The following is an 18,991-nucleotide window of genomic DNA, read 5'->3' as shown; positions in this document are numbered from 1 at the left end:
ATGCCCGACAATGTCGCCGTCCAACTGGAGGAGGTTTCGCCCCACCCCGTCGCACAGCCGGTGAGGATCGGCGTGGTGACGGACAGGACGGACGGTTTTGAAAACTGGCAGTTGCGGGTGCTGGACCGCATTGCCGCCGATTATCGTTTTAGGCTCGATGTTTTCCTGCTCACTCCGGAGCAGCCGGCGGAACGAAAGGTGTCATCGCTGCTCAGCCTGGCGTCGCGGCTGGAGCGGGCGGCGTTGGGCCGCCAGCCGGTCTTCGTCCCTCAGCACTTCGACCCTGGGGCCCAGCGCTTCGAGCATTTCGGAGGCGGGGCCGTTCGGGGAGGTACGGAACGTTTGACTGCCCTTCTGAAGGATACCGATCTGGTTCTCTGCCTCTGTGCCGAGGGGTTGCCTGCCGAAGCGCTGCATCTGTTACCTTTCGGCGAATGGCATCTTTCCTTCTCCACACAGAGTTCGGGAGATGTCGATTGGTCCGGTTATCAAGGCGTCATCGAGAAACAGCCATCCACGGGGCTGCGGCTACTCGTCCGGCGCGGAGATCCTGCCGGGACGTTGTGTATTGCGTCTTCCGCCTTCAACACGAAGTTCAGTGCTGTCCGAAACGGCGATTTCGTCAAGGAGCGGGCGGTGACGCTGGTCATGCGGGAACTCGGCCGTATCGCCGATACCGGGCGTCTTGGGGATGCGGTGGCGGGGGATGTCGAGGATTGTCCGGAAACGGTGCCGTCCGACGTCGACCTGCTGCGCTACGGCTATTCATTGTCGAGCGCGTTGCTCGGTCGGGCCGGCAAGGCGTTGATGTCTAGAGTGGGGGGTGGTTCCGCCGTCTGGACGCTTTACACCGGTCGCGGCGCGATCGACGATTTCGATCCCCGCCAGGCCGTCGAGATCGTCCCCGATGATGACGAGATCCGTGCGGACCCCTTCATTCTGGAGCATGAGGGGGAATGCTATCTCTTCTACGAGGCCTATGCGCAAGGCCAGCACAAGGCCCATATCGCGGTCAGCCGTTTTGTCGGCGATCGACTGGAGCGCCTGGGGGTGGCGCTCGAATGCGACCATCATCTTTCCTACCCCTTCATCTTCCGGCATGGCGGCGATCTTTTCATGATGCCGGAAACCAATCAGGCTCGGCGGCTGGAGGTCTGGCGCTGCATCGACTTTCCGCTCCGATGGGAGCTGTATTCGACCGCGCTGGAAGGCCTGTCGGCGGCCGACAGCACATTGACCTTCTTCCAGGGCAGATGGTGGCTTTTCACCAACCTCTCCGATTTCCATGCCTATGAGGACCATTGCAGCGAATTGCATGTCTTCGAGGTGGATGGGCCGGCGCTTTCGAAGATCGTGCCGCACAAGCGGAATCCGGTCGTCATCGACAGCACGCTCGCCCGCAATGCCGGTCGTATGTTCGAGCGCGGCGGCAGGCTCTATCGTCCCTCGCAGCGCAACGAGCACGGGATCTACGGCTACGGGCTCAACATCATGGAAATCGAGCAATTGGATCTCGAGACCTACCGGGAGCGGTGTATCCGCACGATAACCCCGGATTTCAAGTCGGGCCTGATGGGATGCCATCATTTCGATGCCGGCGGCGGGCGATATGTCATCGACGCACGGTTGACGCTCTAACCGTATCTTTTGTCGAGGTTGCCTGCGTTGGGCTTGTCGGTTCACGACCGGTAGCGCAGTCCGACGGGTGTGCCGGCGGTCAGGGCCGCGAGCGCTCCGAAGAAACCTTCGGGGACATCGAGATCGAGCAGGCTCCAGTCATCGGGCGCACCGATCGTATCGTCGAGGCGTTCCAGCCGGAGTGTCGGCTCGTTTCCGAGGGGTACGTCAAAGGCATCGAGGGCCAGCGACAGGCCGGCGCCATGGGCCTTCACGAAGGCCTCCTTGCGTGTCCAGCAACGATAGAAGGCTGGCAGGTAAAGGTGGGCCGGCATGGCGCGCAGGATCGCACATTCCTTCGGCGAGAAGAAATGCCCGGCAATGTCTTCCTCCATCGGCTTTGCCTGCTCGATGTCGATGCCGAGCGGGAAGCGGTCCGAGATCGCCAGCACCGCGCGGTCGGCGCTGTGGCTGAGATTGAAGTGCAGGTCTCCACGGCCAGCCGAGGTGAGATAGGGTTTGCCGAAGTCGTTATACGCAAAGGTCAGGCGCCGCGGTGCGATGCCGAGATATTCCCCGAGGATAAGGCGCAGCCGCCCCCTGCCGGCGACGTAGCGCATGGCGTCTTGCTCCTTCACGAAACGGGCGGCACGAATAGCCTCGTCCGTCGAGAGAAGAGCCGTGAGCTGGTCGATCTTGTCTTCCGGCTGGTCGAGCGACCAGCTCCAGATATCGACCGTCGCGAAGTTCGGGTCGGGTTCAGGCGATGCTGTCTGTGCGGACATGTCACGAAATTCCCGGTGAGGCGACAAGGTTGCGGTCCGGCGCCGCACTCTGGCGTGCCATCTTGCGGGCGAAATACTGCATGAGCGGGAGAGGATAATTCTCCCCAAGACCGATGCGGCAGGTGCGCTTCAGGATATCGAGGGAGCGGGGGCAGGCGTTCGGCGAATAGTCGATCTTTCTTTCCGCCCAGGTAAACGGGTTCATCCTGGGGTGGACGGGCCGCTGTTCGAGGATCGGTTGCCAGAAGGTGTAGACGTGGCGGCTGGAGTCGTGCAGGCGGTAGACGCCGCGCTTGTTGCGGGCGGCGAAGGCTTTCGCCTGATCTTCGCTGTCGAAGATGACGTGCAGGCCGGCGGCATTGGGCCGGTCGTTATGCGGGCCGACATGCAGTTCGCCGCCTTCTTCCAATATCCGGGACAGGGCATCGTAACGCCTGCGCATCCGACGCACCATTGGATCGAGTTTCTTGAGCTGGACATTGAGCATGGCGCCCTGGATCTGGCTGGCCTTGAGGTTGATGCCCGGAAGGAGCGGTTCGTTGGCGTTGTCGAGATGGCCGCGAAAGACCGAGCCGATGTCGTGATACATGCGGGCACGGGCGAAGAAGTGGTCGTCATTGGTGACGATCGCGCCGCCTTCGCCGATGCTGATGTTCTTGAACTGGTTGAAGCTGAAGGCGCCGATATCGCCGATGGTGCCGGCGCGCCTGCCCTTGTAGCTGAGGCCGGCCGCCTGGCAGGCGTCCTCGATCACCAGAAGGCCGTGTTCGCGGGCAATGCGCATGACGCTGTCCATGTCGCAGACCATGTTGGCCATGTGAACCGGGATGATGGCGCGTGTGTTGGGCGTGATCTTGCGCAGGATATCGGAGGGATCGATGGTGAGCGTCTGGTCGATCTCGACAAGAACGGGCACGGCGCCGACGGCAAGGGGTGCGGCGGCGGTGGCGATCCAGGTATAGGCCGGTACCAGCACCTCGTCGCCCGGACCGATGCCGGCGGCAACGAGTGCAGCGATCAGCGCGCCGGTTCCGCTGCTCGTCGTCAGCACATGTCTGACGCCGAAGCTTTCGGAAAAGGCCGTTTCGAAGCGTGTCAGAGGGCCGCCATCGCCGTTGCCGTAACGGGAGAGGCGCCCGGAAGCGATGACCGGTGCGATCGCCAGCCATTCCCGCAAGCCAACACGTGCCATAACCCCCTCCGTTGCCGTCCCGACCATCCCAGACCGTCAAGCCTAAGCATTCTTCCACGGGGTTTCAAAACGGACATCCGGCTTAGGATCGTGCGGCTGGTTACGCCCCGGTTCCAACGGAATGGGTACGCTCGGGACCGTTTCTAAGCACATTGGTCAGGTTTCATTTGCCGGCGGCAGGCCGGTCTCCGGATCGGTTGCCGATCATCTCGACATTCGCGAGGGGACACAGTGGCAAATCGGCATGACGGTGCAAAGGGAGGTGGCACCTGAGCGGTGCCGCCGTCCTCGGAGGCGTGGCCGGAGATCGTTACGGGCGTAGCGAAGCCAGCGTTTCCCGCAGTTCGGTGAGCAGGCTTTTTTGCACGGGAACGCCGAGGCCCTTGTTGCGGGCGCGCGCCTCGTAGCGGCGCTGGGACGGCAGTCGGGCGCCCTGGCCGGTGATGGCGTCGAACATCTTTTCCGCCCGCTGCATATGCTCGCTCATTGCTCCGCCGAGGAACATTTTCGGGTCGAGGGCGATAATCAGCTCGCCATGGCATGGCGTGACGCCGGCGCCATCGTCGAAGGCCATGGATTCAGCACTGGTCATATCGGCGATCAGCGGCCCCGCCATCAGTTCGATCATGGCCGAGAGGGCGGAGCCCTTGTGGCCGCCGAAGGTGAGCATTGCACCTTTCAGGACGTCAGCCGGGTCGGTGGTGTCCTTGCCCTCGCCGTCGATGCCCCAGCCAAGCGGAATGGTCTTGCCGGCGCGGCGATGCAGTTCGATCTCGCCGCGGGCTGCAGCACTGGTGGCGAAATCGAACACGAAAGGATTGCCGGCCGGGCGCGGCCAGCCGAAGGCAAGCGGATTGGTGCCGAAGACCGGCTTTCTGCCGCCTGCGGGGGCGACCCAGCTATGGCTCGGGGTCATGGCCAGCGACACCAGCCCGGCGCTGGCGATATCCTCCACCTCCGGCCAGAGCGCGGAGAAGTGATAGCAGTTGTTGATGGCCATGGCGGCGATGCCGAGCTTGCCCGCCTTTTCGATAAGATGCGGCAGGCCTTCGCGAAAGGCGAGCAGGGAAAAGCCGTAGCGGGCGTCGACCTTGACGATGCCGGGGGCGGAGGCGTCCACTGCCGGTGTGGCATCCGGATTGACCTTTCCTTTGCGGATGGTCGAAACGAAGCCGAGCAGGCGCCAGAGGCCGTGTGAATAACATTCGTCCCGCTGGGCTGTGACCACCGATCTGGCGTTCGCCTCGGCATGACCGGCGGAGAGGCCAAGACCGAGAAGAATCCCGGTCGCGAGCTTCATTGCGTCTTCAACGGGAATATATTCGATATCTGCGGACATTGCTGGCATTCCTGTCGGTCAGTCTGTGCTTTGCCCCATGACCGGGGCGGATTGGCCCGATGTCGGGCGATGGTGAAAACGAGAACGGGCCGCCGGTGCAAAACACACGGCGGCCCCTTAACGGTGTTGTCGGTTCCCTGCCTCAGACCTTCCTGGTCGGGCGGGTCGCTGCGGCCTTTTCGACCATTGCGGTGATTTCGGCGCGGCGGGCGCCCTGCAGGATCATGCGCGGCATGCGAACGCGCTCGGAACCGCGGCCCATGATCTGTTCGGCGAGCTTGATCGTCTGGACGAGGTCGTGCTCGGCGTCGAGATGCAGAAGCGGCATGAACCAGCGATAGATGCGGCGGGCCTCTTCCCAATCGCCACGGTCGATAGCGGCGACGAGGGCAACGGATTCCTGCGGGAAGGCGCTGGTGAGGCCGGAGACCCAGCCCTTGGCGCCGAGCATCATGCCTTCGAGCGCCACGTCGTCGAGGCCGGCGAAGATGTCGAAGCGATCGCCAAAGGCGTTGAGGAGGTCGGTGAAGCGACGGGTGTCGGGCGCGCTTTCCTTGACGGCCTTGATGTTCGGAACGTCTTCAAGCTGCTTCAGCACTTCGATGCCGATGTTGACGCGATAGGCCGGCGGGTTGTTGTAGAGCATGATCGGCAGCGAGGTGGCCGCGGCGACGGCCTTGAAATGGGCGACCAGCTCTTCCGGCTTCGGCACATAGACCATGGCCGGCAGGACCATGAGGCCGGTGGCACCGATCTTTTCCGCGTCCTGCGCATAGGCGACGGCCCGACGGGCGTCGAATTCCGAAACGCCTGTGATAACCGGCACGCGGCCGTTCACCACTTCGACGGCGCCCTTCAGGATGGCGCGCTTTTCTTCCGGATCGAGCGAGTTGTTCTCGCCGCAGGTGCCCATGACGATCAGGCCGTGCACGCCGTCATTGACGAGCGCGTCCTGCACGCGACGGGTGCTCTCGAAATCGATCGAGAGATCTTCGTTGAATTGGGTCGTTACGGCAGGGATGACGCCGCGCCAGCCAGTGGTCATTGGAAACTCCTTGGGTTTGTCTGATATATCAGTATACAATTTGTCGACAGAAGGCAAGGGGCGTGGCTGCAACTCTTTCAAGGGGCGTGGATGCGGGGGCGGTAACCGGAGGCACAGGCCCCTTTGCCGCCGTCAGGCAAAGGGCTCGGCCGGCCCCCTGGCCGGGAGGGTGAACCATTCTGGCCCGGAGGCGGTCATGTGGATGTGATCTTCCAGCCGCACGCCGAACCTGTCGGGAACGACGATCATCGGTTCGTTGGAGAAGCACATGCCTTCGGCGAGAGGGGTAGGATTGCCGCGCACGATGAAGGGCTCCTCGTGGATTTCGAGGCCGAGGCCGTGACCTGCGCGATGCGGCAGTCCGGGCAGGCGATAGTCTGGCCCGAGGCCGTGGCGGGTGAGGACCGTGCGGGCCGCGTCATCCAGGCTCTCGCAGGGCGCGCCGATCTTTGCGGCATCGAAGACCGCCTGCTGCGCCTCCCGTTCCATCGTCCAGATCCGGGTGAATTCCTCCGTCGGCTCATCGAGCATGTAGGTGCGGGTGAGATCGGAATGATAGCCGTCGATGCGGCAGCCGGTGTCGACCAGAACGACGTCGCCCGATTTCAACACCTGATCGCCATCGGCGCCGTGCGGCAGGGAGGTCGCTTGGCCGAAGGAGACGATGCAGAAGGTGGAGCCGCCGTCAGCGCCGTGCGCGCGATGTTCGTCATCGATGAAGCGGACCACTTCGGAAGCGCGAATGCCCGGTTTCAGGATGCTGTGGGCGCGCTTGTGCACGTCGAGGGTGAGGTTCATCGCGTACTGGATGATCGCGATTTCGGCGGGCGACTTTCGAAGGCGTTGGCTACGGATCATCGGGCCGCCATCGACCAACCGGTCGGCACCGAGTGTGCGGGCGAGCGCATGATAGACGAAAAGTGCAACGGCATCGTCCACGGCGAGGGTTTCGCCGGCGCTGAGCAGGGAGGCGACGAGAGCCGCGCTGCTTTCCTCTTCCTGCCAGACGCAGATTTCGCCCGGCAGGTGCGGCAGGCTTTCCACCCGGCTCTGCTCGAAGCCCGGGACGATGTAGTAGAGCCCCTTCGGCGTCACTAGCGCGCCGAGAAGACGCTCGCTTGCATGCCAGACGAGGCCGGTGAAATAACGCAGGCTTTCGGTCGGGCCGAGCAGCATGCCGCCGAGACCGGCCTCTTCGATGGCCGACCGGAGGCGGGTGAGCCTTGCCTGCCTTTCCTCGTCGGAAATCCTGAGCGTGGGGGTGATCGACGTCATCTTGTATTCCTTTGCAGCATGGTGGCGATGCCGGGACAAGCGGGTCCCGGCCGGTCGGACCGCAAGGCAGCGCGCCGGAAGGCGATGCCTCAGCGGAAGCGGTCCGGACGGAAAGCGGCGAGCGATATGCCGGTCGCCCGTCCGGCGGCGAGATCGGAGACGAGTTTGCCGGTGGCTGCCGATTGCGTCAGCCCCAGATGGCCATGGCCAAAGGCGTAGATGACCGAACGGCTGGCCGTCGAATAACCGATCACCGGAAGGCAATCGGGCAGCGACGGACGGAAGCCCATCCATTCCGTGCCGCCGCGCGTGTCGAGTTCAGGCAGAAAGCGGGCGGCCTTGGCCAGCAGGTTCTTGGAGCGGGCGTAATTCGGAGGCAGGTCGAGGCCGCCGAGTTCCACGGCACCGCCGACGCGGATGCCCTTGGCGAGCGGCGTCACGACGAAGGCGTGATCGTTGAAATAGAGCTGCCGCTTCAGGGCGAAGGACTGGGCGGGCAAGGTGGTGTTGTACCCGCGTTCGGTTTCAAGCGGCACCTTGTCGCCCAGACGTGCCGCGAGTTTCCTGGACCATGCGCCGCCGGCAAGTACGACTGTGCCGGCATCCAAACGCTCGCCGTTTGCAAGCGTTACGACGGCGCCCTCTCCGGTCGCGGCGATATCGACGACTTCGGCCGGTTTCAAAACTGCGCCGGCCGCTTCCGCCTTGGCGCAGACTGCCCGCGTGAACTCCTTGGGATCGTTGACCTGGAGGCCGGAGACCGAATACATGGCGTGACGAAACTGGGGAGCCAGTCCCGGCTGCAGTTCCTCGATTTCCGCGCGGCCGACCCGCTTGAATTCGAAGCCGGCCTTTTCCTTCACCAGCCAGTCGTGCGCGGCGGCGTTGAAACTCGCCTCGCTGTCATAGAGATCGAGCGTACCGGTATTGTCGATGAAGGACGAAAGCCCGGGAATGGCCCTGATGCGCGCCATTTCGGTGGCGGCGAGTTCCATCATTGCGGTCTGGGCCGCGATGCCCTGTTCGAAAGCCTTGCGGGAACTGGCACGCCAGAAATGCCAGAGCCAGGGGGCGATCTTCAATGCATAGGCCGGCCGGATGCTGAGCGGCCCGAGCGGGTCGAGGAGCCACTTCGGAGCCTTGAACATGATGCCGGGCGAGGGGATCGGGATGATCTCCGGATAGGCGAGAATACCGGCGTTTCCCGCGCTTGCTCCCGCCGCAGGTCCGGTGCGGTCAAGGAGCAGGACGCTCCGGCCCTGCTGTTGAAGATGGTAGGCCGACATGGCGCCAACGATTCCGGCGCCGATGACGACGACATCGGCTTTCTTTTGAGCAGGCATGGAAGAGTTCTCGCTGGACATGTTGATCCGATCGGCGGCGGGAGTGTGTCAGAGATTGTTGATCGACAGGGCGCTGTTCATGTCGCGCGCGATGTATTCCTGGATCTGGCGCACGATCTGTTCCGCATGGGCGATGGCCAGACGATCGGCCCGCTCGACGTCTCCGGCCTCGATGGCGGCGATCATGTCCTCGTGTTCTTGCACATATTGCAGTGGCAGGCGGTCGTCGAAGGTCGAGTAATAAAGCCTCAGAATACGTCGGCCTTCATCCAGCAGACGGCCGAAGAAGGTCGTGTAATAGGGGTTGCCTCCCAGTTCGGCGATGGCGACGTGGAATTCGCGGTTCGCCTCGATCATCGCATAGGCGTCCTGTGCCCTCACGGCGGCCTCGAATTCGTTCTGGCGCTTGCGGACGGTTGCCATGATCGCCGGGTTCTTGCGAGCGGCCGCTGCGCGGGTCGTCACGCGGTACATCAGGGACAGCGCGTCGAAATAGGTCGGCAGCGTGGCGAAATCGATGGTCGCGACGATGGTGTTGCGGTTCGGCAGTGTCGTCACGAGGCCGTCGGAAGCAAGCCGCAACAGGGCTTCGCGGATGGGCGTGCGCGACATGCCGAAGCGGTCGGAAAGCCGGACTTCGTCGAGCGGGCTTCCCGGCGGCAGGGTCATGGCCAGGATTTCCTGGCGCAGGGTCGCATATACGGTCTGCGTGCCGGAGCCGCGGGAGCGTGGCGCCTCGGCGGTGTCGTCCGTGGGAGTGGGTTCAAGCATCGTGACGCACCGGTTCGTTGGAGCGGGATAATTTGTAGACATACTGTCGACAAGTCAAAGGCGCAAGGCGTTTCTGGCGCTTTCACCTTTCTGCGATACACTGCATTGCCCGCGGGCTGTGCGGAGTTGCCGGGACGATAGCCGCCGGGGGCGATGAATTATAAGCAAATTCGAAAATTTGCCTTATTTGACGCCAGCTTCTGCCTGGGAATTCAGCAATTGCATGCATGGCAAAACTGTGTAACAAAATGGGAGTGGTTGCGCTGGGGAGAGCCGGCCACAATTGGGAGCAGAAATAATCCAGTGATAGGCGGACCGGGGTGAAGACACTCCGTGATCCAGACAAGGGATATTTTTGGGAGGAAAGCCATGTCGCGGGCAGAACTGTCCGTATCGTCGCTTTCGATCAAGTCGGCGCTGGTGATCGACGATCATCCGCTTTATTGCGATGCTCTTGCGACGACGATGGAGAGCATCTTCAATACCCGCCGGATTCGAACAGCGACTACGCTAGGCGAGGCACTGCATCAGTTGCGCATGCGGTTTTCGCCGGATCTCGTCATTCTCGACCTCAACCTGCCCGATGCGTCGGGGCTGAGCGGTTTCTTGAAGATAAAGGAAAAGATGCCCGATGTTCCGGTGATCGTCATTTCGGCGATCACGACGGAAGGTGTGGTGCAATCCGTCATTTCCGCCGGCGCGGCGGGTTTCATCCCCAAGGAAACGGGCCGTCAGGTGTTCCAGGAGGCGATGACGGACATCTGGAACGGCAAGACCTATGTCCCGCCGGGTTATGCCATGCCGGCCCGGGCCAAGGAGAACGACCGGTCCGTCGAGACGATTTCGCGCAAGATCGCTCATCTTTCGCAGCAGCAAACGCGCATCCTGAGCCTGATCTGCGAGGGCATGCCAAACAAGCTGATTGCCTATGAGATGCAGCTCGCGGAAGCGACCGTGAAGGCGCATATCACAGCGCTTCTGCGGCGGCTGGGCGTGCACAATCGCACGCAGGCGGCGATGCTGGTGAGGGAGGTCTCCATCCGCCACAACCTTCAATAGAAGGGACGATGGCCGCGGTGGCTTGCCTTCACGGGAGGATGGCAGGAGGGTGACGGCGCAAAGGGAAGCTCTTGACAGGAAGCCCGCGAAAGCGGTGCGGATCGCCGTGTCTCATGCCGGCGACACGAGGGAAGCCATCGCCGATATCCGCCGCCAGCTGGCAAATGCCCGAGCGAGCTTCATCCTGCTGTTCGTGCCCTGCCGGCTGGCGAGCGAAGCGTTGCCGGCCGCGCTCGCCGATGCCATGCCGCATACCGTCGTGTTCGGCTGCACGACGGCGGGCCAGATTACGCCGCTCGGCTACGACAATGACGGACTGGTCGCGCTCGCTTTCGAGCGCAGCCATTTCCGGGTCGCGTCGGCCCTGTTTTCGCCGATCTCGCCGCTTTCCATCGCCGACGTGGTGTCACAGGCGGAGCGGCTTTCCGTCCAGTTCGGCAGCACGCCGGGACGCCGCCGTCTGGCGCTAATTTTTGCCGATGGGCTGTCCAAGCAGGAGGATATTCTTGTCGCGGCGCTGGAAGCGGGGCTCGGCGACATACCGGTATTTGGCGGCTCCGCCGGTGACGGCCTGCGCTTTCAGCAGACGCAGGTTCTGCGTGACGGTCAGTTCCACAGCAACGCCGCGCTCCTCCTGTTGCTGGAAACGGATCTGGATTTCCAGGGCCTGGGTTTCGACCATTTCCAGCCGACGGAGCGCCGCATGGTCGTCACCCGTGCGGTTCCCGAGGAGCGGCTGGTGCTGGAGATCAACGGCTCGCCCGCCGCGGAGGAATATGCCCGTCTCGTCGGCGTTCCCACCGACGAACTTTCACCGACCATCTTTGCCGAAAATCCGGTGCTGGTGCGCAACCGCGATCTCTATCATGTGCGCGCCATCCAGCAGATCCATGGAGAACACGGGCTGACCTTCCTGTCGGCGATCGACGACGGCCTGCTTCTGACGCTGGGGCGAGGCAAGGAGATCATCCGCACGCTGGACAGCGGGCTGACCGTGACCGACGAGAATGGCGCCGATCCCGATTTCATCCTCGGTTTCGACTGCTATCTGCGCAAGCTGGAAATCGAGCGGAAGGGGCTGGCAGACGAGGCATCGGAACGCTTTCGCCAGCATCGTGTTGTGGGCTTCAGCACCTATGGCGAGCAGCATCTCGGCGTTCATGTGAACCAGACCTTCGTGGGTGTCGCCTTCTTCCGGCCGAAGAGGGAGGCGGCCTTATGATCGATCCGAGCGATCCTGCCGAAGTCCAGATCGCCAAGCAGGCGAAAATCATCGAGGCGCTGATTAACCGCGCGGAACGCGGGCATGAGGTGGGCGGCACGGCCTATTCGCTGTTCCAGTCCGCCATCACGCTCCAGGCCAAGGTCTGGGAAAAGACAAAGGATCTGGAAAAGGCGCTCGACACGCTGGGAAGGGCTTCGAGCGAGCTTGAAATCGCCTACCAGACCCAGGAGCGCATGCAGCGCAATCTCGCCGACGCCATGGTTGCCATGGAGGGCGGCTTTGCCCTTTTCTCCGAGGACCGGCTGCAGGTCTGCAACACGCAGTTCCGGCGGCTCCTTCCCGATGTCGAGCCGATCATCAAACCGGGGCTCGCCTTCGACGATTATCTGCGGGCCGTCGAGGCCAGCAAATATCTCGCAAGAGAGGAGACCGATGGCGTGAAGGTCGTTCGCCGGCCGCCGGCGAACGGTTTGCCGGAGACATCCGGCCACGGCTTTTCTTCTTTCGTCATCGCCCTGCGCAACGACCGCTGGTTCCAGATCTCCTGCCGCCAGACCAGTTCCGGCAATATCGCGGTGCTGCAGACGGAAATCACCGATCTCGTGCGGGAGAACCGGCGGGAAAAGGACCGGCTGATCGACCAGCAGGCCCATCTTCTGCAGGCGGCCTTCGATCACATGTCGCTCGGTGTCTGCACGTTTTCCTCCGAAGGCGCGCTGCTCGTGCATAACGAGCGCTTCGGCGCATTGCTCGGCGTGCCTCTGTCGCTGTTGAAGAAGGGCACGCCGTTTCAGCGGATCATAGAACATGTCGAGCGTCACGAAATCGTCGACCGGAAATCCCGCCGGCCGGAGCTTGCGCGCTGGTTCAAGGCATTGCGGCGGGGGGAAACCGTGCAGCAGCATTTTCGCCGGCGAGACGGCATGCGCCTCGATATGCGCCTGCATGGCCTGCCCGACGATGGTTTCATCGTCTCGCTCATGGATGTGACGGCGGAAACGGAAGCGGCCGCCCTGCTCGAGCAGAGGGTCACGGAGCGCACCGCGGAACTGACCGAGGCCAATCGGCAATTGCAGGTCCATGCCGCGGAGCAGACCAAGATCGAGGGGGCGTTGCGTCTCGCCAAGGAGGCGGCGGAGGCGGCGCATGTTTCCAAGACCCGTTTTCTCGCAGCCGCGAGCCATGACCTTCTGCAACCGATCAACGCCGCCAAGCTTTACCTTTCGATGCTGACGGAGACGGTCGGAGAGGCCGGTGCAAAGGAAGTGGTGAGCCGCCTCAACCGTTCCTTCACCTCGATCGAGACCCTTCTCCAGGCGCTCCTCGACATATCGAGGCTCGACAGTTCCGGCGCCGAATTCAGCATCACCTCCTTTTCTGTCGGCAACATGTTGCAGGGGCTCAGCGAAGACCTCGCTCCCTTTGCCGCTGAAAAGGGGATCGAACTCAGGATCGTGCCGTCGAGCCGATGGGTGACGAGCGATCAGCGTTATCTCCTGCGTTCCGTGCAGAATCTCGTCGTCAATGCGATCCAGTATACCGAAAGCGGCCGGGTGCTGGTCGGTTGCCGGCTCGCCGGCTCGCGGCTGCGCATCGAGGTCTGGGATACGGGGATCGGCATATCGGAGGCCGACCAGGCGCGGGTGTTCAAGGAGTTCACCCGCGGTGGCGGAGGCCGGGGGACGGGCATGGGGCTGGGGCTTTCGATCGTCGAGAGGGCCTGCCGCCATCTCGACCATCCCGTGCGCCTCGTTTCCCGGCCGGGCGTGGGGTCGATGTTCTCGATCGAAGTGCCGCTGACGGCGCCGGGTGCCGTCGCCCTCTACGAAAACCCGGTGGTCGAGGCGGCGCCGGAGGGCGATCTCGACCTGATCGTCATGGTGGTCGAGAACGATGCGGACGAACTGCATGCGATGACGCAGAAATTGGAGGGATGGGGTGCGAGCGTGCTGGCGGCCGGTTCGACGCGCGAGGCGATTTCGCTGATGCAGGAGATCGGAACCGCGCCCGACATCGTGCTTGCGGATTACCAGCTCGACGACGAGGACAACGGCATCGAGACGATCCGCACGCTGCGCGCGCTTGCCGGCTCCGACATTCCCGCCATCATCATTTCCGCCAACCGGCACCGCGATTTCCAGGCGCAGGCGAACGAGATGTCCTTTGCCGTCCTGACCAAGCCGGTCCAGCTCGTGCGTCTCAGGGCGCTGATCGACTGGAAGACCCGGGCGCGGGTCGCCTGAGGCGGAGCGTCGATTAAGGCCCAAACACAGACCAATGTCTGCGGTGACGGGCCGATGAAGACGGCGTTAGGCTTCAGGTAAAAGGGAGGTTGGCAATGCGTCTGTTCGTGCTTCTTCTCGCGATGCTCGGCTCTGCCGGGATCGCATCGGCTGCCGGAACCTACGATCTTCTTTTCCACAAGGGTTCCCTTTCCGGACTCGAGGCCTCGCCGCCGGCAAAGGCCGGAAAGGAACCGCCGGATACCCTGCTTTACGATCGGGTGCTTTCCGCCGGGAAAAAAGGTGAAGCGCCGGATAGCGACAATATCGGTCTGCAACTGACCGGAGACGACAATGTCGCGCTGATCCTGCGGCAGGGCCCCCGGATGCGGTCTCTCGGCAATTTCCCGGCTTCGGTCGGCAATCCGCTCATCATGTACTTTCTTGAAAGCACGCTGACGGATGTCGCCGCGCAATCCGGCGGCAGCCCGTTCTACATCCGTAACCGGATCAAGGAGGCGCTGCTGAAGGATGCCGAGGTCGTGCCGGTTTCCGTGCATCTCGGTGATCGTGATATTGCCGCCCGGAAAGTAACGCTGCGGCCGCTGGAAAAGGACAAGGCGCGCGACAAGATGGGGCGATTTGCCGGGCTTGCGTTGTCCGTCACCGTGTCGGAGGAGGTGCCCGGCTGGCTCTACTCTCTGGAAGCCACCGTGCCGGAAGGGCAGGGGACGGAGGATGCCGGTTATCGCAATGTCATCACGCTGACGGACAAGTCCGAGGACAAGCCATGAAACGGCCGGTCGTCTGCCTTCTGCTGGCTTCGGCTTTCGGTGCGCCCGCCATCGGGCAAAGCCTGCCGGAACGGTTGAACGACTATCCGACGGAAGCCCGTGCCGATTATGTCTTCGGCTGCATGGCGGCAAATGGCGAGAACCGTACGGTTCTGCGGCAGTGCGCCTGTTCGATAGATGTGATCGCCTCCATCCTCCCTTATGAGAAATATGTCGAGGCGGAGACCGTGCTGACATTGCAGCAGGGCACCGGCGAGCAGCTTTCGATGTTCAAGAGCGCAGTCGTGCCGCGCGCCATGGTGACAGAACTCAGACGGGCACAGGCCGAGGCGGAGATGCTTTGCTTCTGAACCATTGAAACGTCAGGCGGGCGGACGTTTGGGCAAGGCCTGATCGAAGACGTTGCCCTCGGTATCGACCGCATGCACGGTAAGTTCCGGCGAACCATCGTCGATGTAGGCAAAGCGGAAGGTCGGGTTTTCGCTGATCGATATGCCGCCCTCCAGCGCGAAGAGCAACTCATTGCCCTGACGCACCTCCAGCTCGTTGATGAAATGGGCGCCAATGAAGAGCTGGGTGACCTGGTCGCGCTGCAGCCCCGAATAATTCGGATGCCTTATCATGATCTGCGCCTCCCGCCGGACGTTCTGTGCAGCCGTTGCCGTGTCGAAGCTTCGCAGACGCATCTCGCCCATGCCTTTCAGCGCGGCGGCCGGATCTTTCGTCGCCGGCGCGGAGCAGCCGCCGGACGCTTTGACGAAACGGCCGATCATGTAGCTGCCCTCGGGCGTGGTCGCGATCACCCGGACGTTGGAATACTGGTTCACCCTTACCCGCGTCTCGAATTTCAGGGGCATCATGGCTGGACCGAACCGGATCTCCGCGGCGAGCGGCGAGGGGTTTTCATCGATCACCAGCTTGATCGACGAGATGGGCCCCACTGTCTTATCCGTCTGCTCGATGGTGATCGGCACGGTGGCGGCGTCATCGGCGCGATAGGGGGCGGTCAGGGTGAGAAGGTTCGAGCCATCCAGCAGCGGGGCGTCGCCCGAGATGTCGCCCCTGATGTCGTTCCATGTCGGGCTCTCGACCATCGGATTATCGAGGCGCGGCTCGTCACCCAAGGCAAAACCTGCCGAAAGCAGGACCGACAGTGCTGCAAGTATGTATCTCATGGGGGCCATGTCCCCTTTGCCGTTGATGTTGCACGATCCGGGGCGCTCATGCCGAACATCATACGCCATGTCGGACGCACACAGAACCGAGCCTTTCGGATGTGTTGAGGCGTCGCCGTCACGGACGCAGGCTGGCCCGCATGTGTCACTCAACAGGAATGGGCCGATGTTCGAGGCTTTCGTGTCCCTGTGCCTGCTTTCGGCCGTCGAAGCGTCGGATGCTTCGCCCGCCGGCGGGCCGTGCCGGCTGGCGCTGCTGCCGGGCTATGGGGCGGTCACAGAAGCCGAATGCGAGCGGCGCGTACGGCATCGCCCTCCCTCCTGGCTTTCCGGCTTTGCCCCGGCTGAACCGTTCTGCCGGACACGTCCGTTATCGAGGCTCGCGTTTACAGAGATAGCGCCGGGATTGTTCGTGCATCGCGGTGAAGTGGCGGAACCGGATGCCGGGAATGCCGGCGACGTCTCCAACATTGTCCTCGTGGTGGGAAAGGAAAGCGTTGCGGTTGTCGATGCCGGCGGTTCCCGCCAGATTGGCGAGGAGGTCTATCTCGCCGTTCGCGAGCGGACCGCGCTGCCGATCTCCCATCTCGTTCTGACCCATATGCATCCCGACCATGTGTTCGGCGCCGAACCCCTGCGCGAGGCCGGGGCGGCGATCGTAGGCCAGCAGAACCTGCCAAGGGCTCTTGCCGATCGGGCGGAAAGCTATCAGGCCAGTTTCGGTCGTCTGATCGGCGAAGAGGCCTTTCTCGGGAGCCGCATCGTCGCGCCGGATCGCGTGGTTGCCGGTACGGAGACGATCGATCTCGGCGAAAGGCTGATCGACCTCAAGGCATGGCCGACAGCGCACACATTCTCCGATCTCACCGTCTTCGACAGGCAGACCGCGACACTGATCGCGGGCGACCTGCTTTTCGACGAGCATGCGCCGGCGCTCGACGGTTCGTTGAAGGGCTGGCGTTCGGTGCTGGATGACCTTTCGGGGATGAAGGCTGCTCGCGCCGTGCCGGGGCATGGCCGCCCGGCGCTCGACTGGCCATCCGGCATGTCGGCCCTGGCGCATTATCTGGAGGTGCTGGAAACCGACACGCGGTCGGCCGTGAAGGCGGGTGTGCCGCTTGCCGAGGCCTCCCGTAGCATCGGCGCCGGCGAGGCGCGCAACTGGGCCCTGTTCGACCTCTACAATCCGCGCAACGCGACGGCGGCCTATACCGAACTCGAATGGGAATGATCCCGATCCGGCAAGCCGGAAATGTCAATCGGGAACGTGCTTCAACAGGAGCTGGGCGATCGCATACGCGCGTTTCTCGATAATCACCGGCGTCTCGCAGACATAGGTCAGCGCCTGCGTGCGATCCTTGTAGATGCGTTCATCCCAGTCGATCTGCTCTTCCAGTTTGTCGATTCGATCGAAATCCTGGCTCTTCTCGGCGGTCAGCCTTGCCATCTCGTTGCGGCTGTCTTCGATCTTCTTCGACAGGGCGATCTGGTTGCGGGAATAGCGCGCTATGCCGCTGATGAGACGATGGCGGTCTTCGGCGAGCTTGTCGAAGACGTCGTAGAAGATGTTGCCCAGAAGTTGCGCATCGGCTCCCGCGGTCTTTTCGAGGAAGTCCCCGACTTGCGTTTCGGCCTCTTCGAGGCTCACCCGGCGCAATGCAAGCCTGGCGGCGAGGTCGGCGGCTTCCGGAGGCAGGGCCGTCCTCGTCACGGGCTTCGGCCACATCAGTCCCGGCGACAGGTTTTCGACCTTGCGCTGGATGCAGGGCCAGTCCGGATCGGAAAAATCGGCGGCTCCGGCAACAGCCGGCACGAGCGCCAGAAACAGCGCAAAGCTTGCGATTTTCATGACGATGTCCTCCCTGACAAGCGTCAGTATAGGCCTACCGACCGGAATGCCAAAAGGGCCGATACACACACTAAGGTCGCAATTGTCACTGCGCTTTGCCCGTTTGTAATCTGCACCCAAGGCCGGAGAAGGCCGGTATCATACAAGCATTCGGGAGGCGATCCATGCGCACACGCGCTGCTCTGGCCGTTGAGGCCGGAAAACCCCTTGTCGTGACTGAAGTTGAGCTCGACGGCCCGCGTGCCGGTGAAGTTTTGATCGAGGTGAAGGCGACGGGGATCTGCCATACCGACGATTTCACGCTGTCGGGCGCCGATCCGGAAGGCCTGTTTCCGGCGATCCTCGGCCATGAGGGCGCGGGTATCGTCGTCGATGTCGGGCCGGGCGTCACCTCGGTGAAGAAGGGCGACCACGTCATCCCGCTCTACACGCCGGAATGCCGCGAATGCTATTCCTGCCTGTCGCGCAAGACCAATCTGTGCACCTCGATCCGCGCCACCCAGGGTCAGGGCCTGATGCCCGACGGCACCTCGCGCTTTTCCATCGGCAAGGACAAGATCCACCACTACATGGGCTGCTCGACCTTTTCGAACTTCACCGTGCTGCCGGAGATCGCCGTTGCCAAGGTCAATCCCGACGCCCCCTTCGACAAGATCTGCTACATCGGCTGCGGGGTGACCACCGGCATCGGCGCCGTCATCAACACCGCCAAGGTCGAGATCGGTTCGACGGCCATCGTCTTCGGCCTCGGCGGCATCGGCCTGAACGTGCTGCAGGGCCTGCGGCTTGCCGGCGCCGACATGATTATCGGCGTCGACATCAATCCGGACCGCAAGGCATGGGGCGAGAAGTTCGGCATGACGCATTTCGTCAATCCGAAGGAGGTCGGCGACGACATCGTGCCCTATCTGGTCAACCTGACGAAGCGCAACGGCGACCTGATCGGCGGCGCCGACTACACCTTCGACTGCACCGGCAATACCAGGGTGATGCGCCAGGCGCTGGAAAGTGCCCATCGCGGCTGGGGCAAATCGGTCATCATCGGGGTCGCCGGCGCCGGCCAGGAGATCTCGACGCGCCCCTTCCAGCTCGTCACCGGCCGCCAGTGGATGGGCACGGCCTTCGGCGGCGCACGCGGCCGAACCGACGTGCCGAAAATCGTCGACTGGTACATGCAAGGCAAGATCCAGATCGACCCCATGATTACCCACACCATGCCGCTCGACGACATCAACAAGGGATTCGAACTCATGCACAAGGGTGAATCCATCCGCGGCGTCGTCGTCTATTGAAGGCGCGT

At 62.9% G+C, this 18,991-nt stretch carries 17 protein-coding genes; 8 read left to right on the top strand and 9 right to left on the bottom strand.

Annotation, left to right across the window (positions count from 1 at the left end):
- The gene (locus tag ACLBKR_RS15305; protein WP_113457851.1) at positions 1-1,638 is read left to right on the top strand and encodes a hypothetical protein; all 1,638 of its coding nucleotides are present in this window, start codon (positions 1-3) and stop codon (positions 1,636-1,638) included.
- Between the two features lie 41 nt (positions 1,639-1,679).
- Here the strand turns inward: ACLBKR_RS15305 and ACLBKR_RS15300 are convergent, their stop codons facing one another.
- From ACLBKR_RS15300 to ACLBKR_RS15270, 7 genes are all read right to left on the bottom strand, one after another.
- Positions 1,680-2,402, bottom strand: coding sequence for a 4'-phosphopantetheinyl transferase superfamily protein (locus ACLBKR_RS15300; protein ID WP_113457852.1), 723 nt, complete (start codon positions 2,400-2,402; stop codon positions 1,680-1,682).
- A 1-nt stretch (position 2,403) separates the two neighbouring features.
- Complete coding sequence (locus ACLBKR_RS15295) at positions 2,404-3,594, bottom strand: DegT/DnrJ/EryC1/StrS family aminotransferase (RefSeq protein ID WP_414899544.1); 1,191 nt, start codon at positions 3,592-3,594, stop codon at positions 2,404-2,406.
- Positions 3,595-3,904: 310 nt separating this feature from the next.
- Positions 3,905-4,933, bottom strand: a complete 1,029-nt coding sequence (locus ACLBKR_RS15290) for an Ldh family oxidoreductase (protein WP_113447169.1) — start codon at positions 4,931-4,933, stop codon at positions 3,905-3,907.
- A 142-nt stretch (positions 4,934-5,075) separates the two neighbouring features.
- A complete protein-coding gene (locus ACLBKR_RS15285; RefSeq protein WP_113467449.1) occupies positions 5,076-5,978 on the bottom strand; it encodes a dihydrodipicolinate synthase family protein in 903 nt (300 codons plus the stop codon).
- A gap of 132 nt (positions 5,979-6,110) precedes the next feature.
- Positions 6,111-7,253, bottom strand: a complete 1,143-nt coding sequence (locus ACLBKR_RS15280) for a M24 family metallopeptidase (RefSeq protein ID WP_113467448.1) — start codon at positions 7,251-7,253, stop codon at positions 6,111-6,113.
- 89 nt (positions 7,254-7,342) lie between these two features.
- The gene (locus ACLBKR_RS15275; protein ID WP_414899541.1) at positions 7,343-8,596 is read right to left on the bottom strand and encodes an NAD(P)/FAD-dependent oxidoreductase; all 1,254 of its coding nucleotides are present in this window, start codon (positions 8,594-8,596) and stop codon (positions 7,343-7,345) included.
- 48 nt (positions 8,597-8,644) lie between these two features.
- A complete protein-coding gene (locus ACLBKR_RS15270) occupies positions 8,645-9,367 on the bottom strand; it encodes a GntR family transcriptional regulator (RefSeq protein ID WP_414899539.1) in 723 nt (240 codons plus the stop codon).
- A gap of 369 nt (positions 9,368-9,736) precedes the next feature.
- Here ACLBKR_RS15270 and ACLBKR_RS15265 point away from each other — a divergent pair, with 369 nt between their 5' ends.
- The 5 genes from ACLBKR_RS15265 (at position 9,737) to ACLBKR_RS15245 (ending at position 15,017) form a co-directional block, all read left to right on the top strand.
- On the top strand, positions 9,737-10,426 hold the full coding sequence (locus ACLBKR_RS15265; RefSeq protein ID WP_112828465.1) for a response regulator transcription factor: 690 nt from the start codon (positions 9,737-9,739) through the stop codon (positions 10,424-10,426).
- A gap of 49 nt (positions 10,427-10,475) precedes the next feature.
- The gene (locus ACLBKR_RS15260; protein ID WP_113426586.1) at positions 10,476-11,648 is read left to right on the top strand and encodes an FIST N-terminal domain-containing protein; all 1,173 of its coding nucleotides are present in this window, start codon (positions 10,476-10,478) and stop codon (positions 11,646-11,648) included.
- A complete protein-coding gene (locus tag ACLBKR_RS15255; protein ID WP_414899536.1) occupies positions 11,645-13,894 on the top strand; it encodes a PAS-domain containing protein in 2,250 nt (749 codons plus the stop codon). Before ACLBKR_RS15260 ends, ACLBKR_RS15255 begins: the two co-directional genes overlap by 4 nt.
- A 95-nt stretch (positions 13,895-13,989) precedes the next feature.
- Positions 13,990-14,667 carry a hypothetical protein gene (locus ACLBKR_RS15250; protein ID WP_414899534.1) on the top strand — a complete coding sequence of 226 codons (678 nt, stop codon included), beginning with the start codon at positions 13,990-13,992 and terminating at the stop codon, positions 14,665-14,667.
- Positions 14,664-15,017 carry a hypothetical protein gene (locus ACLBKR_RS15245; protein WP_112828461.1) on the top strand — a complete coding sequence of 118 codons (354 nt, stop codon included), beginning with the start codon at positions 14,664-14,666 and terminating at the stop codon, positions 15,015-15,017. Before ACLBKR_RS15250 ends, ACLBKR_RS15245 begins: the two co-directional genes overlap by 4 nt.
- Positions 15,018-15,029: 12 nt before the next feature.
- On the opposite strand, the gene ACLBKR_RS15240 is transcribed toward ACLBKR_RS15245, so the two are convergent.
- Positions 15,030-15,842, bottom strand: a complete 813-nt coding sequence (locus tag ACLBKR_RS15240) for a quinoprotein dehydrogenase-associated SoxYZ-like carrier (RefSeq protein ID WP_414899532.1) — start codon at positions 15,840-15,842, stop codon at positions 15,030-15,032.
- 166 nt (positions 15,843-16,008) lie between these two features.
- On the opposite strand from ACLBKR_RS15240, the gene ACLBKR_RS15235 reads away from it, so the two are divergent.
- On the top strand, positions 16,009-17,073 hold the full coding sequence (locus tag ACLBKR_RS15235) for a quinoprotein relay system zinc metallohydrolase 2 (protein ID WP_414899530.1): 1,065 nt from the start codon (positions 16,009-16,011) through the stop codon (positions 17,071-17,073).
- Positions 17,074-17,097: 24 nt separating this feature from the next.
- On the opposite strand, the gene ACLBKR_RS15230 is transcribed toward ACLBKR_RS15235, so the two are convergent.
- Positions 17,098-17,691, bottom strand: coding sequence for a hypothetical protein (locus ACLBKR_RS15230; protein WP_113426590.1), 594 nt, complete (start codon positions 17,689-17,691; stop codon positions 17,098-17,100).
- Positions 17,692-17,855: 164 nt separating this feature from the next.
- On the opposite strand from ACLBKR_RS15230, the gene ACLBKR_RS15225 reads away from it, so the two are divergent.
- Positions 17,856-18,983 (top strand): S-(hydroxymethyl)glutathione dehydrogenase/class III alcohol dehydrogenase, encoded by a 1,128-nt coding sequence (locus ACLBKR_RS15225; RefSeq protein WP_414899528.1) that lies wholly within the window; start codon positions 17,856-17,858, stop codon positions 18,981-18,983.
- Positions 18,984-18,991 lie beyond the last annotated feature (8 nt).

Source organism: Paenirhizobium cremeum, assembly GCF_047553425.1.
In the GTDB taxonomy this organism is placed as follows: Bacteria; Pseudomonadota; Alphaproteobacteria; order Rhizobiales; family Rhizobiaceae; genus Allorhizobium; species Allorhizobium cremeum.
The sequence above is the reverse complement of the archived record's forward strand: the minus strand, read 5'-3'. Positions and strand labels throughout refer to the sequence as shown.

Excerpts from the sequence above, each read along its gene's own strand:
- ACLBKR_RS15305 (WP_113457851.1), top strand. The coding sequence starts at position 1 with ATGCCCGACAATGTCGCCGTCCAACTGGAGGAGGTTTCGCCCCACCCC.
- ACLBKR_RS15300 (WP_113457852.1), bottom strand. The coding sequence starts at position 2,402 with ATGTCCGCACAGACAGCATCGCCTGAACCCGACCCGAACTTCGCGACG.
- ACLBKR_RS15295 (WP_414899544.1), bottom strand. The coding sequence starts at position 3,594 with ATGGCACGTGTTGGCTTGCGGGAATGGCTGGCGATCGCACCGGTCATC.
- ACLBKR_RS15290 (WP_113447169.1), bottom strand. The coding sequence starts at position 4,933 with ATGTCCGCAGATATCGAATATATTCCCGTTGAAGACGCAATGAAGCTC.
- ACLBKR_RS15285 (WP_113467449.1), bottom strand. The coding sequence starts at position 5,978 with ATGACCACTGGCTGGCGCGGCGTCATCCCTGCCGTAACGACCCAATTC.
- ACLBKR_RS15280 (WP_113467448.1), bottom strand. The coding sequence starts at position 7,253 with ATGACGTCGATCACCCCCACGCTCAGGATTTCCGACGAGGAAAGGCAG.
- ACLBKR_RS15275 (WP_414899541.1), bottom strand. The coding sequence starts at position 8,596 with ATGCCTGCTCAAAAGAAAGCCGATGTCGTCGTCATCGGCGCCGGAATC.
- ACLBKR_RS15270 (WP_414899539.1), bottom strand. The coding sequence starts at position 9,367 with ATGCTTGAACCCACTCCCACGGACGACACCGCCGAGGCGCCACGCTCC.
- ACLBKR_RS15265 (WP_112828465.1), top strand. The coding sequence starts at position 9,737 with ATGTCGCGGGCAGAACTGTCCGTATCGTCGCTTTCGATCAAGTCGGCG.
- ACLBKR_RS15255 (WP_414899536.1), top strand. The coding sequence starts at position 11,645 with ATGATCGATCCGAGCGATCCTGCCGAAGTCCAGATCGCCAAGCAGGCG.
- ACLBKR_RS15250 (WP_414899534.1), top strand. The coding sequence starts at position 13,990 with ATGCGTCTGTTCGTGCTTCTTCTCGCGATGCTCGGCTCTGCCGGGATC.
- ACLBKR_RS15245 (WP_112828461.1), top strand. The coding sequence starts at position 14,664 with ATGAAACGGCCGGTCGTCTGCCTTCTGCTGGCTTCGGCTTTCGGTGCG.
- ACLBKR_RS15240 (WP_414899532.1), bottom strand. The coding sequence starts at position 15,842 with ATGAGATACATACTTGCAGCACTGTCGGTCCTGCTTTCGGCAGGTTTT.
- ACLBKR_RS15235 (WP_414899530.1), top strand. The coding sequence starts at position 16,009 with ATGTTCGAGGCTTTCGTGTCCCTGTGCCTGCTTTCGGCCGTCGAAGCG.
- ACLBKR_RS15230 (WP_113426590.1), bottom strand. The coding sequence starts at position 17,691 with ATGAAAATCGCAAGCTTTGCGCTGTTTCTGGCGCTCGTGCCGGCTGTT.
- ACLBKR_RS15225 (WP_414899528.1), top strand. The coding sequence starts at position 17,856 with ATGCGCACACGCGCTGCTCTGGCCGTTGAGGCCGGAAAACCCCTTGTC.